The organism is Niallia sp. CD-39 (assembly GCF_059874745.1).
In genome coordinates this window covers 101,421-117,196 of sequence record NZ_JCBCPS010000003.1, presented here as the reverse complement: position 1 = coordinate 117,196, position 15,776 = coordinate 101,421, and the positions used below count along the sequence as shown (strand labels likewise).

Genomic DNA, 15,776 nt, shown 5'->3' with positions numbered 1-15,776 from the left:
ACATATTGGCGAGCAAACAATTACGCCATACCGTGTGGAATTGTTGGTATTACTTACCTTCTGTGTGCAAAAAAGCTTATTGCCATTCTTTCGGCAATAAGCTTTTTTATAGTATTAAACTTTGAATTTCGTTACCGCATTTTGAAGCTCTAAAGCAAGGTCGCTTAAGTTTCGAGCAGAAGATGACATTTCTTCAATGGCTGCTAATTGTTCCTCTGATCCTGCTGCGACTTCTTGTGTGCTTAATGTCGTTGTCTTTGTTATGTTCGAGATTTCATTAAAGGAAGCAGAAACCTCTTCTGCTGATGATGACATTTCCTCTGAAGTTGCAGACATTTCCGTAATACGGTCAGCGGCATCCTGAGTTAGCTCTAAGATTTCCACAAAGAGTTCTTTCGTATCTTTTGCAATGGTAACTCCATTCTTCACCTCATTAATCACACTTTTCATCGATTTACTTGACTGTTCAATATCGAATTGTATTTCTGTAATAATGGTGGAAATCTCTTTTGAAGAACGCTGTGATTCTTCCGCTAGCTTACGAACTTCGTCTGCCACAACTGCAAAACCTTTTCCTTGCTCGCCAGCACGCGCTGCTTCGATTGCTGCATTAAGAGCGAGTAAGTTTGTTTGATCTGCTATTGCTGTAATTGCATTTAGTATTTGGGTAATATCCTGCGAACGTACGATAAGCGATTGAGTTAATTGATCTGATTCAATCACGGATTCATGAATCGCATTCATTTGTTCAATCGTTTTATCTACTGATCCGCTTCCAACACCTGCTTTATCTAAGGTTTCATTTGACTTCTCAGAGATTACTGAAGAAGTTTCGGCCATCAATTGTATGCCATGTGTTACTTCATCTAGTGCCTTGACACTTTCAGAAACCATCTCCGCCTGATTCGAGGCATCCTCAGCAACAGACTGCATAGATTTTGCGATCATCATACTTGTTGAATTAGACTGATCTGCACTAGCCGCAAGCTCTGCAGAGGTTGAGGAAGTTTGCTCAGAGCCCTCTTTTACTTGTAGTATTAACGTATGCAAATTCCTTTTCATGACATTTATATTTTTTGCTAGAACACCAAGCTCATCTTTCGAGTGGATGATCAAATCTTCTCCAGTTAAATCACCTGCTGCAATCATTTCTACTCGCCCAGTTAATTGTTTTATTGGCTTGCCGATGCTATTTGCTATCCATATAGCTGAGACAGTAATTAAAAAGACTGATGCTATACTAACGAAACTAGCTATATTTCTAATACTATTCGTAACAGTCAATATACTATCTAACGGTGTAATTAAGTAGATACCAAATTCCCCTTCAAGCAGAGGGGCATATGATACTAACATATCTTCCCCATTGATCCGAATGGTTTGTATACCGCTTGCTGTCTGTCCCTCTTGTAAAACCTTTTTCAAATCATCAGAAACTGATACTTGTTCTAACGGTTTTCCAATTAATTCTGAATCAGGATGATGTTGAATTATATTCTCATTATCCATTAATACTGAAAATCTACCATTACTTGCTGCTTCTTCATCCTCTAAAAAATAATTCACTAGACTGTCAAAATTGACAGATGCTGAAAGTACTCCTATTGCATCCCCCTGCTCAGATGTAATTGGAGTGGCAACAACCATAATGCGATTTCCTGTTGAGTTTGAAACCAACACATCGGAAATTGATTGTTCGCCCTTCATGCCGTTTATAAAATAATCTCGACCGGATAGATCTAATGTTCCTATATTGCTCTCGGTTGTATGAGCAACTACTATTCCATCCTTCCCAGACACTACTACAGTTTCGTATATTGGATCCTGTTCCTTCACGACATTAATAATCTGGCTGCGTTCTTCCAAATCTCCATTTATAATAGCATTTGATTTCGAAATAATCGTTATTTCATCTAATCGTTTTAAGATCCATTCTTCCATGCTTGAAACATAATTTTCTGTTTCTACTCCTAATCTCTCTTGTTCGTTTGATAGAATCTCCTTACTACTCGCGTTGTAGATAATGTAAGAAGATACCATGAGCGGAATCAATCCTATCAATAAAAAATAAATAATAAATTTGGTGCGGATCTTTGATACACCTGATGATAATTTCCTCATAGAAAGATTCCCCTTTAAGTTTTCTAAGCAGTAGCTTACTTTTCATATCGGTGGAGTTTTAAATTAATTCACTAACTTGAACCGGTTGGCGGAAAATTTTATTTAAAAATACTCTATCCCGATAAAAAATATTATATAAGTATAATTAACACCTATCACTGTAATGCTATAATAACTCTCCTGAAGCAAATTTGGGCGTTCCAGGGGAATTATTGCTCAATAGTCTACTACATTAGAAAAATGATTGAATTTTTTAGCTTGATACTGAAGAAGGAGTAAAGATATCACACCTGTCATTTAGAAAGTTGAAGACCATTCATTAGGATTAGTCCAAGCAATCCCAGTAAGCAAAGAGGACGTTGCTGAATCCAAAAAACAGCTTTCTTAATAGGAGACATTAATGCTTAAACACAAAGCTTTGCCAAAACGGCAGAAGAGGTTCTGCCTTTAGGTCTTTAAAATATAAGATAAATTGCCGATTATCTTGTACTTTCCAGTGCTTAATCTCTAATGGCCCGATCTACACAATAAATGGCAAAGAAAGGCTGTCCAATTTTCAAACAAATGACTAATTGGACAGCCTTTCTTTCACTTCTACCTCAAGCATCAGCAAGACATTATTTAGTTTTTACATAATTTATTAAGTCAAATGCATTTTCCATCCGACAGTATTTGAAACAAAGTAAGCTAATTTCAGACTTGAAAAGTAGTTAATTTCATAGTGCTCTACTTTTATCAAAATTTTGTCATTATATTAAGATGTTTCTATTTGTCATGTGTGGACATAACGTACTTAGGTTTAAAACAAAACTGTAGACAAAATCAAATCTACATTGAGTTTGTCTACAGTGAGAGCATCTTAAAAAGATGCCGCTTGGGAAGACAAGTACGTTACCCTTTTTTGAAAGCTCCTAACATTGCACGTACAATCCCACCTAAAAACTTTGGTAACTTAATTGTATAAAACCTCATTTCTTAAGTCCCTCCTCATGAGTCTACCATGTCAATTCATAGGATATTGCAAAAAAATCCTATTCATAAAATGAATGATTCGTACTTAAATTGAATCTCGGCTCCTTACCACCATTAATATGCCTTCTTCGAAGGAAAAAGTACCAGTTTCATTCACAATTTCATTACTTATACATAGTGTAGACCCGATCGGAATATTCCTATCTTTTAAAGGATATTTCACTCCATCGATGGATAATTTACGTACTTCGAAAGTAAGTGGAAGAAAGGAAAGGTATTTATATTCCTCACTTTTTCTTACAGTATATTCTCCCTTTGCACGTACGTAAAGCAAGTTTTGACGATCTTTAATGCATACTTTGATGCTTTTATTTTTTTGTAGTGCTTTAATTAAGAGCTGTGTATTAGCAAAGAGATGGTCCAACCTCCCACCTGTTGCAGCAAATAAAGTAATCGTTTGTGGCGATTGATCAAGAGCCCAATTAAGTGCTAACTCCATATCTGTTTCATCTTTCTCTGGTTTATGCACGTCTAATTCAACATCTAATGCATTGATTTCTTCCCACTCTTCTTTTGCAACTGAGTCAAAATCACCAAACGCCTTTTGCGGAATGATTCCTTCCTTTAATAATGACAAAACACCTCTGTCCGCACTAATCCAAACGACATTTTCACCTTGCTCTTTCTTTAATGATGGCACGTATTCTGCAGGACCAGCGGCAACAATGTTAATGTGCATGTATTCATCAATCCTCCTTTTTTATGATGTTCCCTGTTTACCACCCATGTTATCTTGGTGGTATTTTCCAACGAGAAAAAGGCCGAAATTAAGTTTCGACCTTTTTCTTCTGGATTGCTTCATTACCCACGAATTCTTTCAATTGCTGCTTTTCGATCTGCTTCATTATAGACGGCAGAACCAGCTACGAGTACATTCGCACCTGCTTCTATACACAATCTTGCCGTAACTTCATTCACACCACCGTCTATCTCAATCTCAAGATTCGGATTATGCTGATCAGCCAGTGCTTTTACTTCCCGTACTTTTGGTAAAACAGAATGAATAAACTTTTGACCACCAAAACCAGGATTCACAGTCATTAATAACACCATATCAACATCTTCAATTACATGCTTAATCGTATCAACAGGAGTTGCTGGATTTAATACAACACCCGCCTTCACTCCTAGTGATTTAATGTGGTGAATTGTACGATGAAGATGTTTACATGCTTCCACATGCACAGTAATATAGTCTGCACCCGCTTTTGCAAATGCCTCCACATATAAATCTGGATTTTCAATCATTAGATGAACATCTAATGGAAGCTTTGTTATCGGACGAATTGCATCAACAATTAACGGTCCAATTGTAATATTAGGAACGAAATGCCCATCCATAACGTCAACATGGATATAATCGGCTCCTCCCTTTTCTACATCTTTAATTTCATCACCTAGTTTTGAGAAATCTGCTGATAAGATCGATGGTGCAATTTTAACCATTGTTAATACCTCGGCTTTCTATCCTTAATTTCTTCAATAAATTGTAAGTAATGTTCATAGCGATAAGCTGGCAGTTCAGAAGATTCATATGCTGCTTTCACCGCACACTTCGGCTCTTTTACATGTAAACATCCTCTAAATTTGCAACCCTCACTTAATGCATATAGGTCAGGAAATGTCTGATTTACATCCTCCACTTCCATATCGATAAACTCCAATGAACTAAACCCCGGTGTATCTGCAACTAGCCCATCACCGATCTTAATCAACTCAACATGTCTTGTTGTGTGCTTTCCACGTCCTAGATGTGTCGAAATATCATTCGTCTTAAGCTCAAGCTCAGGCCGTATCACATTAAGCAATGAGGACTTACCAACGCCTGATTGACCAGCAAATACCGAGATTTTCTCCGATAAATACGGATATAGCTCTTCTATTCCTTCTTCAGTTTCTGAAGATGTTAAGATCACTTCATAGCCAATTTCACGATAATCATTTGCATATTGATTAATACGATTTGCTACCTCTTCATTCGTTAAATCCATTTTGGTAATACAAATGATGGGCTTTATATGATTGAATTCAACAAGCACAAGAAAACGATCTAAAAGTGATGTACTAAAATCTGGCTCGACTGCAGAAAAAACTAGGATCGCCTGATCAACGTTTGCTATCGGCGGTCTAACGAGTTCATTTTTTCGCTCCTTAATTTCCAACACATAGCCATCAGTTTCATTTTCAATTTGAAAAACAACCTCATCTCCGACAAGTGGGGTGATTTTATTTTTGCGAAAAACCCCTCTACCTCGGCATTGATAAACTTCATTTTCACTTATTACATAGTAAAATCCACTTAACGCTTTGATAATCTTGCCTTCAGGCATAGCAACTCTCCTTAATCATTTGGATAAGGAACCTTTTCATTAGCAAATACTGAGCCGTCTCGAACGATGCGATATCGGCCTGTAGAACCATTGGCAATTTCCAAATCAATTCGAATTGTTCGATCTTCTACAATGGTAAGCTCTTGAAAAAGGTCTGAGATCGTACGATTCATGTCTTCTATATAGACTAAAACTTGTTGAGGCATTCCTTCCTCTGCAGGTTCATACGGAATTTCCACTTCAACAGTCGCCTTTCTTGGTGGCAATTGTTCTTGACCTTTGGAAATAATCACATGTATGACATCACCCTTTTGTACCTCCGTATTAGGCGCTGGATTTTGAGAAATGACTAGTCCAGCTGCGACATTATTATGATGCTCTTCAGTAGCTTGAATCTTCAATCCTGTCGCCTCTTCATACACTTCTAGACCTTTTACATTATACCCGCTTAAATCATTTAATTTAATAGGTTCTGGTCCTCTGCTTACGTCAAACACGAGTTCAGCTTCATTTGGAACAACCGTCTCTCCAACCGCAATGCTTTGACTAATGATTTGACCAACTGGTGCACTTTCATGAAAGACTTCGTTGGATTCAATATTCTCAAACCCTTCGCGTTCAAGCAAACGCTTCACCGTCTCAAACTGCATTTCAGTATAATCTTCTAGTTCAAACTTTTCTCGACCAAGGCTTTCATACACCTCAACAGTTCCACCTTCTTTTACTGTGTTCCCTGCACGAGGTGACGTACGAATGACCTGACCTTCATCCACTTCATCATCATTGATTTTTATTGGCTCCTCAACCACAAAGCCTGCATCCTCTAAAACTTTTATCGCTTCCTCGAGCTCATAGCCAGTTACATCTGGAACCTCAATATCTTTAGGTGAAAGCAAACTCGGTAAAAACAACACAACTAATAAAGAAATCACAATAAGTGACACGAGGATTGTAGGTAAAATAATCGCCCATTTCACTTTTTTCTTTTTCTTTTTCTTGTCCTTTTTCGGCTCTTCCTCACTATTTTTATCTTTGGATTGCCCATCATGAATAATCGTTTCCTCAGAAGGTGGGAAAATTTTATCCGACGTAATCACAGGTATTGCCTTCGTAGCTTCATCATCCGTTGGAAGCATAAACTTCGGCTCATTTAACCGGTCATCATTTAACGCTCCACTTAAATCATCTTCCATTTCATTTGCAGATTCATAGCGGTGGAATGAGTCTTTTGCAGTCGCCTTTAGTACAATGTTTTCAACACTTTGTGGAATGGCTGGATTCCATCTTCGTAATGATGGTGTCTCTGATTGTAGATGCTTTAATGCAATCGAAACCGCTGACTCTCCAGAAAACGGGAGCCTTCCAGTTAATAATTCAAACATCACAATTCCTAATGAATAAATATCTGATTTGCGATTGGCCATGCCTCCACGAGCCTGTTCTGGTGAGAGATAATGGACGGACCCTAGTACTGAATTCGTTTGAGTAATACTTGTAGCACTTAGAGCCATTGCAATACCAAAATCAGTGATTTTTATGAGCCCCGAATCGTCTATTAAAATATTATGTGGTTTAATATCTCGATGAATAATATGATTGTCATGTGCATGTGAGATTGCTGAAGTCAGCTGCTTCATAATATCCATCGCTTCTTCAATATCAATGGGACTGTTTTTTTGTATGTATTGCTTTAATGTTTGTCCCTTTACATACTCCATCACAATGTAATATAGGTTGTCTTCTTCTCCAACATCGTAAATGCTCACAATATTTGGATGCGCTAAGCTTGTTGCTGATTGTGCTTCTCGATGAAAGCGACGAATAAATTCATCATTTTCAACAAAATCTAGACGGAGCATTTTTACGGCAACATCGCGGTCTAAAATCATGTCATGAGCTAAATAAACGTTTGCCATGCCACCACCGCCGATCATTTCCATGATCTTATATCGGCCGCTTATTCTTTTCCCAATCATCATTGGTCATCACCTGCTTCTAGATGCTCAAAATATTCAACGATAACCAATGTAATATTATCTTCGCCACCATAATGATTTGCTAAGTCTATTAATTGTTCCGCTTTCTTCTCTAATGATAGGTCACTTCTCAATAGGTCTGTCATTTCAGCCTCCGACAGCTTATTTGAAAGTCCGTCAGAGCAAAGGAGAAGAATATCCTCTTCTTCAAACATAATTGTCTTTACATCAATTACAACATTCTCTTCAGAACCTAATGCGCGTAAGACTACATTCTTCATTGGATGATGCTCTGCATCTTCCTTTGAAATTTCCCCTTGGCGTACAAGCTCACTCACTAATGAATGATCATCTGTGATTTGCTGAAATCCGGTTTCATTTAAAATATAACAGCGGCTATCGCCAACATTTACAATGGTAGAAAAAAGGTTCGTACAAATGGCTGCCACGCAAGTTGTACCCATTCCCTCACATTCCTTGTCAGACTTAGAATGTTCATATAAGACCGTATTAACCTCTTTAATTTGTTGTTTAAACCATTCTTCCGCTTGATCAGCTGTCTTAAATTCTGTCGATTCACTCCATCTTTTTTCCAACTCATTTAACGCTATCATGCTAGCAACATCACCAGCACGATGGCCACCCATACCGTCGACTACGACTGCAAGGCGTTGTTTGTGGGCATTCATAAAAATGCCCCCATTGTCTTCATTTAATTGACGAATTTTTCCCTTATCTGTTTTAAAAACCGCTTTCATGCGATCACCTCGTCTCTTCTTTGCGCTCCTTAGCACGAAGTTGTCCACAAGCTGCATCTATATCATGGCCTTGCTCTCGGCGAATCGTAACATTCACACCGTGAGCTTTGAGCGTCTTTTCAAATTGAAAGATTTTTTCCTTCGGTGTTCGTACATAATCTCGTTCTGGAACGTAATTCACAGGAATTAAATTAACATGGCATTTAATCCCTTTAATTAGTTTTGCAAGCTCTTCAGCATGCTCCACTTCATCGTTAACGCCACCGAATAATCCGTATTCGAAACTCACACGTCTTCCCGTCTTTTCGATATAATAACGAATCGAATCCATTAGGTCTGGTAGTTTGAATGCACGGTTGATTGGCATCAGCCTTGTACGAATTTCATTATTAGGAGCATGCAATGAAAGGGCAAAGTTAATTTGTAACTGCTCATCTGCAAATTTGTAAATCTTTGGAATAATCCCACTTGTAGAAACCGTAATATGTCTCGCTCCAATATTTAGAGCTTTATCATGATTGATGATTTTCAAGAATGAGAGCATTGCATCATAGTTTTCAAATGGTTCCCCTATTCCCATTATGACGACAGAGCTTACTCTTTCGTTAGTTTCATCAAGTGCTTGCTGTACTTTTACGACTTGCGCAACGATTTCTCCTGCTTCTAGATTCCGTTTTAATCCACCTAATGTAGATGCACAGAATGTACACCCGATTCGACAACCAACTTGAGTTGTTACACAAACCGAATTTCCGTACTCATGTCGCATAAGAACCGTTTCAATTGAATAGCCATCATGCAACTCAAATAAAAATTTAATCGTTCCATCAGACGATTGTTGCTGAATCAACGTTTTTAAAGTCGTCATTGTATAAGCATCACTTAAACGTTCACGCAACCCTTTTGACAAGTTTGTCATATCTTCAAATGACGTCACTCTTTTCGTATAAAGCCAATCAAATATTTGTTCAGCTCGGAATGCCTTTTCATTATTTTCCTTTAACCACGTTTTAAGCTCTTCTAATTGTAAGGAATAAATCGATGGCTGTTCCGGAACTGTTTGTTGTTTTCTTCCTGTTGTTTGTACCATTTTCCTACACCTTCTTTCTTAGACAGGCGATATAAAAACCATCAGAATTTAAATCCTGAGGAAAAAGCTGCAATTGATTGCCGTCCACTAATGGCCTAATGGACTCGGGCATCCTGTCTACTAATGTTTCATCTTTTTCAAATTGATTGTTCGTATTTAAAAACGATTGAATGATCGTCTCATTTTCTTCTCTATCTACAGTACACGTACTATAAACAAGCATACCACCTTTTTTAAGCAAAGGGGCAACTCTTGTTAATAATTGCATTTGAATGTCATGCAACCTTATTATATCTTCTTCACGCTTTGTATATTTCATATCTGGTTTTCTTCTCATAACACCTAGACCAGAGCACGGTGCATCAAGTAAGATGCGATCAAACGATTCTTCTTCGTGCAAATCGGATAGCTTACGAGCATCATGAGCACGAGCCTCAATATTATTTAATGCTAATCTAGAGGCGTTCTCTTTAATCAACTTAACCTTATGTTCATGTAAATCATAAGAAATAACTTTCCCGTCATTGTTTAGCTTTTCAGCGATATGTGTTGTCTTCCCACCTGGAGCGGCGCATGCATCTAGAATCTCTTCTTGACCAGTTGCACCAAGTGCATGTGCTACAAGCATGGAGCTTTCATCTTGGATGGTGAATAAACCTTGTTCAAACGCTTTTGAATTCGCAAGGTTTCCCCTTAAAGCACGGATCGCTTCAGGAATAATTGGAGACGGTTCAACGGAAAACCCTTCTGCTTCTAATTGCTTTATACAGTTTTCCCGGTCAATTTTTGTTACGTTTACTCTAGCAGTTTGTACAGGAGCGATTAAGTTTGTCTGACACATCTCTTCTGTTTTTTCGACCCCATACTGCTCGACCCATCGCTTCACTAGCCACTCTGGGTGACTAGTTGAAATAGAGATTCGTTCAACCGGATCTTTGATGACATCAAGAGCTGGTATTCCATTGCGTTGTATGTTTCGTAAAACGCCATTTACAAACCCACTGATACCTTTATGACCACGTTTTTTTGCAAGTTCCACCGCTTCATGTATGGCTGCATGATCTGGTATTTTATCTAAATAAACCATTTGGTATACCGTTAGCCTTAACAAATGAAGTACCCAAGCTTCAACTTTTGCTGGCTTTTTAACAAATGGCTTTAAAAAATAATCAAGTGTGAATTTTCGTTGCAAAGTGCCATACGTTAATTCAGTCAATAAGCCGACATCCTTTTGGTCCACTGTATTTTTCTTAATTGCATTATTTAATAGCAAATTGCTATAAGACTGATTTTTTTCTATCGTTTCAAGTAATTCCAGGACGACCTCTCTCACTTGCTTTTGTTTCTTTTTACTCATTCTTTTGCTCCTAAAAGGATGCCAGCTGATAGTTGTGCACCCGAGCCTCTTAAATAATCTTTTGCTAGCATTTTCTTCTTCCCGGAAGGTTGAACCTCTATAATTCTGATGGCCGTGTCGTTTCCTGTTTTTACAATTATACCATCGTCTTCGATATTGATTACTTCACCAGGCACGCCTGGTCTTTTGTCGATCACCTTTTCGCTCTTCCAAACTTTAAGAACAGCCCCATCTAACAATGTAAAAGCGACTGGCCAAGGGTTCATTCCACGAATTTGGTTATATAATTCTTCGCCTGTTTTCGTCCAGTCTAACCATTCTTGCTCTCGTTTAATATTATAAGCAAATGTTGCATCCTCTTCATTTTGTGGAGTTGGTTCAATTTCCCCGTTTAAAAGCCTTGGAATTGTTTCAGATAAGAGCTTTGATCCTGCAACACTTAAGCGATCATGAAGTGTGCCGACATTGTCTTCTTCCGTGATGTCTACTTCTACTTGTGTTAGCATATCGCCTGCATCAAGCTTCTCAACCATATACATGATTGTAATACCTGTCTTTGGCTTGCCTTCAATAATTGAATAATGAATTGGCGCACCACCACGTAGCTCAGGCAACAGAGATGCATGAACGTTAATGCAACCGTACTTTGGCGCTTCCAATAAACGATTTGGTAAGATCTGACCATATGCGGCTGTTACAATAAGATCTGGTTGTAAATCAATAATCGTTTGCAGCTCCTCAGATTGTCGAATCTTTTCAGGCTGATAGATCGGAATATTATGCTTTAATGCCTCTACTTTTACTGGAGGTGGAGTAAGCACTCTTTTTCTCCCTACAGGGCGATCCGGTTGTGTCACTACTCCTATGACCTCGTATCCATCTTCAATGATTGTTCGCAAAACAGGTACGGAAAAGTCTGGTGTCCCCATAAAGACTATTTTAGTCATGATTCTTCGCCCCCCTCTAAGTCTTCTTCAGTTAAATATTTTGATACTTTTGATGTAAATAAAATTCCGTGCAAATGATCAATTTCGTGCTGAATCGCTCTTGCTAAAAACCCTTCCGCCTCTAGAACATAGTCATTGCCTTTACGATCTTTTGCCTTTAATTTCACATAATTAGCTCTTGTTACTTCACCATATAAACCTGGAAAGCTTAAGCATCCTTCTGGATCTGTTTGTTCACCTGATGCTTCCAAAATCTCTGGATTTATCATTTCAATTGTCCCCAACTCATCATCAACATCAACAATCGCTACTTGCAGATCTAAGCCGATCTGTGGAGCCGCTAGACCTACACCATCAAACTCGATCATCGTATCATACATATCATCTAATAGCTTTAATAGCTTTTTATTAAATTGAGTGACTTCCTTGCATTTCGTCTCAAGAATTTCAGACGGATGCATCACAATCTTTCTAATAGTCAAAAATACTTCCTCCATTTGTAGAACCGTTATCATCATTCATTACATTAAAATTTGCGGATTTAAATCAATCGAAATATTTAAACGACCAGAAGCTAATTCTTGCTTATATTGGTCATAAACCTTTTTTAATATGAGATGAAGCTCTGGTTCCCTTTTGTATTTAATCAAACATTGGTATCGATAACGATTATTGATTCGCGCAATCGGTGATGCAACAGGTCCTAAAACAACTGCTTGATCACTTAACCTGCTTTTCACCCATGACGTAATCTTCTCAGTCACCCCAACCGTTTTCATTAGCTCCTCATGACTTACCGTTATTAAGGTTAAAAAATAATACGGTGGATACCCATGAAGTTTTCGAATATTCATCTCGGTTTGATAAAACTGTTCATAGTTTTGGATACTAGCTAGTTCAATACTATAATGCTCAGGTGAATACGTCTGAATGATTACTTCTCCTGGCAATTGATGCCTACCTGCCCTGCCACTTACTTGTGTTAGCAGTTGAAAGGTTTTTTCGGACGAACGAAAATCTGGCAAATGGAGCATCGTATCTGCAGAGAGCACGCCGACTAAAGTAATATTTGGAAAATCCAATCCTTTTGCAATCATCTGAGTGCCTAGTAATATATCAGCTTTTCCATTTTGAAACTCATTTAACAGCTTTTCATGTGAACCTTTCCGAGAGGTCGTGTCTACGTCCATTCGAATGACCTTCGCTTCAGGTAGGACCTTTACAAGCTCCTCTTCCACCTTTTGTGTTCCTGTACCAAAATAGCGGATATGCTCACTTTGACAGTCAGGACATTGTGTATGAACTCTTTCCTCATGCCCACAATAATGGCATTTCATCTTATGTTGCTGACGGTGGTATGTTAAAGATATTTCACAATGCGGGCAGTTAACAACAAACCCACAATCCCGACACATGACAAAAGATGAATGACCACGCTTGTTTAAAAACAATACGGTCTGTTCTTTTCTTAGTAATCGTTCCTGAAGTTTTTCTAATAATGCTCTTGAAAACATCGAGCGATTCCCATCACGAAGTTCTTCCCTCATATCAATGATATCAACAATCGGCAATGCTTGATTGTTCATTCGCTCTGGTAATGTAAGCTCAGTGTATACATGCTTTTTTGCACGAGCAAAAGTCTCTAATGATGGAGTTGCACTACCTAAGATCACCGCACAGTTAACATTCTTTGCCCTTTCGATTGCTACATCACGAGCATGATAGCGTGGGTGGTCCTCTTGTTTATACGTCGTCTCATGTTCTTCATCTATAATGATCATCCCTAGATTTTCAAAAGGGGCAAAAATAGCTGAGCGAGCACCAACTACAACTTTTACTTCTTTTCGTTGAATTTTCCTCCACTCATCGTATTTTTCACCGACGGATAAGCCACTGTGCATGACAGCAACCTTGTCTCCGAATCTACCTTTAAACCTCTTAACCATTTGGGGGGTCAATGAAATTTCTGGTATAAGAAAAATCGCTTCTTTTCCTTTATTCAAAACTTCTTGAATCGATTGCAAATAAACTTCTGTCTTCCCACTTCCTGTAACACCGAATAATAGAAATACTTCATGGCGGTGTTCTTCAATCGACGAAAGAATGGGTGCAATTGCCTTTTGTTGCCACATTGTTAATTGCAATGGCTCTGTACGTTCAAACTCACGATCCTCATACGGATCTCGATACACTTCTATATCCTTTTCAATGACAATTCCTTTTTGAATAAGGCTTTTCACTACACCAACGGTAATGTTTAATTGCTGTAACAATGTCTGCACTAAAATTGGGCTCGGATGCTTTAAGAAATATTCAAGTACAAGTCTTTGTTTTTTTGCTTGCTCTGTCATCCCATCCATCACCGCTTGCAATTCCTCTTCTTCGAGGGCAGGATATACATGCCTTAGCTTCTTTTTTCGGGCACGCTCCCTTACTTCATAGATGACCTCAAGTACTTCGCTTGTGATCAAATTTTGAAGTTTTTTTAATGAAGTAGATTTCTGCACATCCTCCCATTTTATCATACTTTCGGTTGCAAATAGAGAGTAGATTTCTGGTGGCAGATTTTGCTTTTCACTTTCATTTACTAAATGAAGTTTTTTTTCATACTTTGCCTTAAGTGCAGCAGGTAACATCGCTTGATAAGCAGAGATTTTATAACTCAAAGTGTGAATGCTTAGCCAATCACCTAATGCTAATAGTTCTTTGTTTAACACTGGGGTTACATCCATCACTTCTGAAATTTCTTTCAGTTTATCAAAGTCTGAGCTTTCCTTAATCTCTACAATGAACCCTAGCACCTTTCTAGGGCCAAACGGTACCTGTACACGGACTCCCGGACTGATTACACCTTGCCACTGTTCTGGAATGAAGTAATCAAAGGTGCGATCGGTTGGACCTGCTGGAACATCCACAATGACAGACGCGATCTTCATCGTGCATCATCCTTAAAAAAATATGCTGCCTCCTCAAGTAATCGTTTTGCAACATCATGCTTGTCCATCATTGGAAGCTCCACCTTGTCTCCGTCTCTTTTATAAATCGTAACAATATTCGTATCTGTCCCAAACCCTGCACCAGATTTTGTGACATCATTGGCAACGATTATATCCGCGTTTTTCTTTTCAAGCTTTTTCTTTGCGTATGCCTCAACATGATCCGTTTCTGCAGCGAATCCTACTAATACTTGATGCGCCTTTCTTCTTCCAAGCTCCATCAGGATATCTTTTGTTCTTTCTAATTCGATGATTTGATCACCATCTTGTTTTTTAATTTTATAATTGTGCTGAACCTTCGGCTTATAATCGGCTACTGCCGCAGTTTTAATTACGAGGTCAGCTTGATCGTATACATTAAGCACAGCTTCATACATGTCATCTGTGCTCTCGACGCTGATGATCTTGACCGGTAGCGCTGGTTTAATCGCCACCTCTCCCGAAACTAACGTAACATCAGCACCCATCCTTACTGCTTCTTCTGCAATGGCATATCCCATTTTACCGGATGAAAAATTTGTAATATAACGAACTGCATCAATTTTTTCTCGAGTTGGCCCAGCTGTGACGATGACTTTTTTTCCTTTTAACGGTGTTGGCTTTTCTTTAAAAAACGAGGCAATATGACCAATAATTTGTTCAGGTTCTTCTAATCTTCCTTTTCCTACATATCCGCATGCTAAGTAACCTTCACCAGGCTCAATAAAGCGATACCCGAACGAATATAATGTATTAATATTATTGATAACTGCAGGGTGATCGTACATGTTCACGTTCATCGCTGGAGCAATCCATATTTGTGACCTCGTTGCCAAAAGCGTTGTAGAAATCATATCATCCGCTATTCCATTCGCGAGTTTTCCGATCATATTCGCGGTTGCTGGTGCAACAATTGTTAAATCAGCCCAATCAGCTAGATCAATATGTGCGATATATTTAGAATCCTTTTCATCAAATGTATCTGTGTATACATCGTTTCGCGACAACGCTTGAAAAGTAAGTGGAGTTACAAACTTACTAGCGGAATCACTCATGATTACTTTCACATCTGCACCAGTTTGTGTTAGTTTACTTGTTAAAGCTGCAGCCTTATAGACAGCTATTCCTCCTGTTACACAAAGCAGAATCTTCTTCCCATTTAGCATTTTTTTACCCCCATTAAAACGAGC

The 15,776-nt window shown here is 38.4% G+C and carries 13 protein-coding genes; all 13 read right to left on the bottom strand.

All coding sequences use genetic code 11. The features are described from left to right. Positions 1-114: 114 nt before the first annotated feature. On the bottom strand, positions 115-2,121 hold the full coding sequence (locus tag AC6F34_RS08955; RefSeq protein WP_500771204.1) for a methyl-accepting chemotaxis protein: 2,007 nt from the start codon (positions 2,119-2,121) through the stop codon (positions 115-117). 891 nt (positions 2,122-3,012) lie between these two features. After that, positions 3,013-3,093 (bottom strand): stage V sporulation protein SpoVM, encoded by an 81-nt coding sequence (gene spoVM / locus AC6F34_RS08950; RefSeq protein WP_057986724.1) that lies wholly within the window; start codon positions 3,091-3,093, stop codon positions 3,013-3,015. A gap of 85 nt (positions 3,094-3,178) precedes the next feature. Beyond that, positions 3,179-3,832: a thiamine diphosphokinase gene (locus AC6F34_RS08945; protein WP_500771202.1), complete on the bottom strand. Its 654-nt coding sequence runs from the start codon at positions 3,830-3,832 to the stop codon at positions 3,179-3,181. A 122-nt stretch (positions 3,833-3,954) separates the two neighbouring features. Further along, positions 3,955-4,599, bottom strand: coding sequence for a ribulose-phosphate 3-epimerase (gene rpe, locus AC6F34_RS08940; protein ID WP_500771200.1), 645 nt, complete (start codon positions 4,597-4,599; stop codon positions 3,955-3,957). Between the two features lie 2 nt (positions 4,600-4,601). Next, positions 4,602-5,483 carry a ribosome small subunit-dependent GTPase A gene (gene rsgA, locus AC6F34_RS08935; RefSeq protein ID WP_500771198.1) on the bottom strand — a complete coding sequence of 294 codons (882 nt, stop codon included), beginning with the start codon at positions 5,481-5,483 and terminating at the stop codon, positions 4,602-4,604. Between the two features lie 11 nt (positions 5,484-5,494). After that, complete coding sequence (pknB, locus tag AC6F34_RS08930; RefSeq protein ID WP_500771196.1) at positions 5,495-7,462, bottom strand: Stk1 family PASTA domain-containing Ser/Thr kinase; 1,968 nt, start codon at positions 7,460-7,462, stop codon at positions 5,495-5,497. Continuing rightward, positions 7,459-8,217, bottom strand: a complete 759-nt coding sequence (locus tag AC6F34_RS08925) for a Stp1/IreP family PP2C-type Ser/Thr phosphatase (protein ID WP_500771194.1) — start codon at positions 8,215-8,217, stop codon at positions 7,459-7,461. Before AC6F34_RS08925 ends, pknB begins: the two co-directional genes overlap by 4 nt. A 4-nt stretch (positions 8,218-8,221) precedes the next feature. Continuing rightward, positions 8,222-9,307 carry a dual-specificity RNA methyltransferase RlmN gene (rlmN, locus tag AC6F34_RS08920; RefSeq protein WP_500771192.1) on the bottom strand — a complete coding sequence of 362 codons (1,086 nt, stop codon included), beginning with the start codon at positions 9,305-9,307 and terminating at the stop codon, positions 8,222-8,224. A gap of 4 nt (positions 9,308-9,311) precedes the next feature. Continuing rightward, positions 9,312-10,664, bottom strand: a complete 1,353-nt coding sequence (rsmB, locus tag AC6F34_RS08915) for a 16S rRNA (cytosine(967)-C(5))-methyltransferase RsmB (protein WP_500771190.1) — start codon at positions 10,662-10,664, stop codon at positions 9,312-9,314. Further along, positions 10,661-11,611, bottom strand: a complete 951-nt coding sequence (fmt, locus tag AC6F34_RS08910) for a methionyl-tRNA formyltransferase (protein ID WP_500771188.1) — start codon at positions 11,609-11,611, stop codon at positions 10,661-10,663. Before fmt ends, rsmB begins: the two co-directional genes overlap by 4 nt. Next, on the bottom strand, positions 11,608-12,093 hold the full coding sequence (def, locus tag AC6F34_RS08905; protein WP_500771186.1) for a peptide deformylase: 486 nt from the start codon (positions 12,091-12,093) through the stop codon (positions 11,608-11,610). The genes fmt and def overlap by 4 nt, the downstream gene beginning before the upstream one ends. A 39-nt stretch (positions 12,094-12,132) precedes the next feature. Beyond that, positions 12,133-14,547 (bottom strand): primosomal protein N', encoded by a 2,415-nt coding sequence (gene priA, locus AC6F34_RS08900; RefSeq protein ID WP_500771184.1) that lies wholly within the window; start codon positions 14,545-14,547, stop codon positions 12,133-12,135. Further along, positions 14,544-15,752: a bifunctional phosphopantothenoylcysteine decarboxylase/phosphopantothenate--cysteine ligase CoaBC gene (coaBC, locus tag AC6F34_RS08895; RefSeq protein ID WP_500771182.1), complete on the bottom strand. Its 1,209-nt coding sequence runs from the start codon at positions 15,750-15,752 to the stop codon at positions 14,544-14,546. Before coaBC ends, priA begins: the two co-directional genes overlap by 4 nt. Positions 15,753-15,776 lie beyond the last annotated feature (24 nt).

Bases quoted from the DNA above. Each gene is read 5' to 3' on its own strand.
- AC6F34_RS08955 (WP_500771204.1), bottom strand. From the start codon at position 2,121: ATGAGGAAATTATCATCAGGTGTATCAAAGATCCGCACCAAATTTATT.
- spoVM (WP_057986724.1), bottom strand. From the start codon at position 3,093: ATGAGGTTTTATACAATTAAGTTACCAAAGTTTTTAGGTGGGATTGTA.
- AC6F34_RS08945 (WP_500771202.1), bottom strand. From the start codon at position 3,832: ATGCACATTAACATTGTTGCCGCTGGTCCTGCAGAATACGTGCCATCA.
- rpe (WP_500771200.1), bottom strand. From the start codon at position 4,599: ATGGTTAAAATTGCACCATCGATCTTATCAGCAGATTTCTCAAAACTA.
- rsgA (WP_500771198.1), bottom strand. From the start codon at position 5,483: ATGCCTGAAGGCAAGATTATCAAAGCGTTAAGTGGATTTTACTATGTA.
- pknB (WP_500771196.1), bottom strand. From the start codon at position 7,462: ATGATGATTGGGAAAAGAATAAGCGGCCGATATAAGATCATGGAAATG.
- AC6F34_RS08925 (WP_500771194.1), bottom strand. From the start codon at position 8,217: ATGAAAGCGGTTTTTAAAACAGATAAGGGAAAAATTCGTCAATTAAAT.
- rlmN (WP_500771192.1), bottom strand. From the start codon at position 9,307: ATGGTACAAACAACAGGAAGAAAACAACAAACAGTTCCGGAACAGCCA.
- rsmB (WP_500771190.1), bottom strand. From the start codon at position 10,664: ATGAGTAAAAAGAAACAAAAGCAAGTGAGAGAGGTCGTCCTGGAATTA.
- fmt (WP_500771188.1), bottom strand. From the start codon at position 11,611: ATGACTAAAATAGTCTTTATGGGGACACCAGACTTTTCCGTACCTGTT.
- priA (WP_500771184.1), bottom strand. From the start codon at position 14,547: ATGAAGATCGCGTCTGTCATTGTGGATGTTCCAGCAGGTCCAACCGAT.
- coaBC (WP_500771182.1), bottom strand. From the start codon at position 15,752: ATGCTAAATGGGAAGAAGATTCTGCTTTGTGTAACAGGAGGAATAGCT.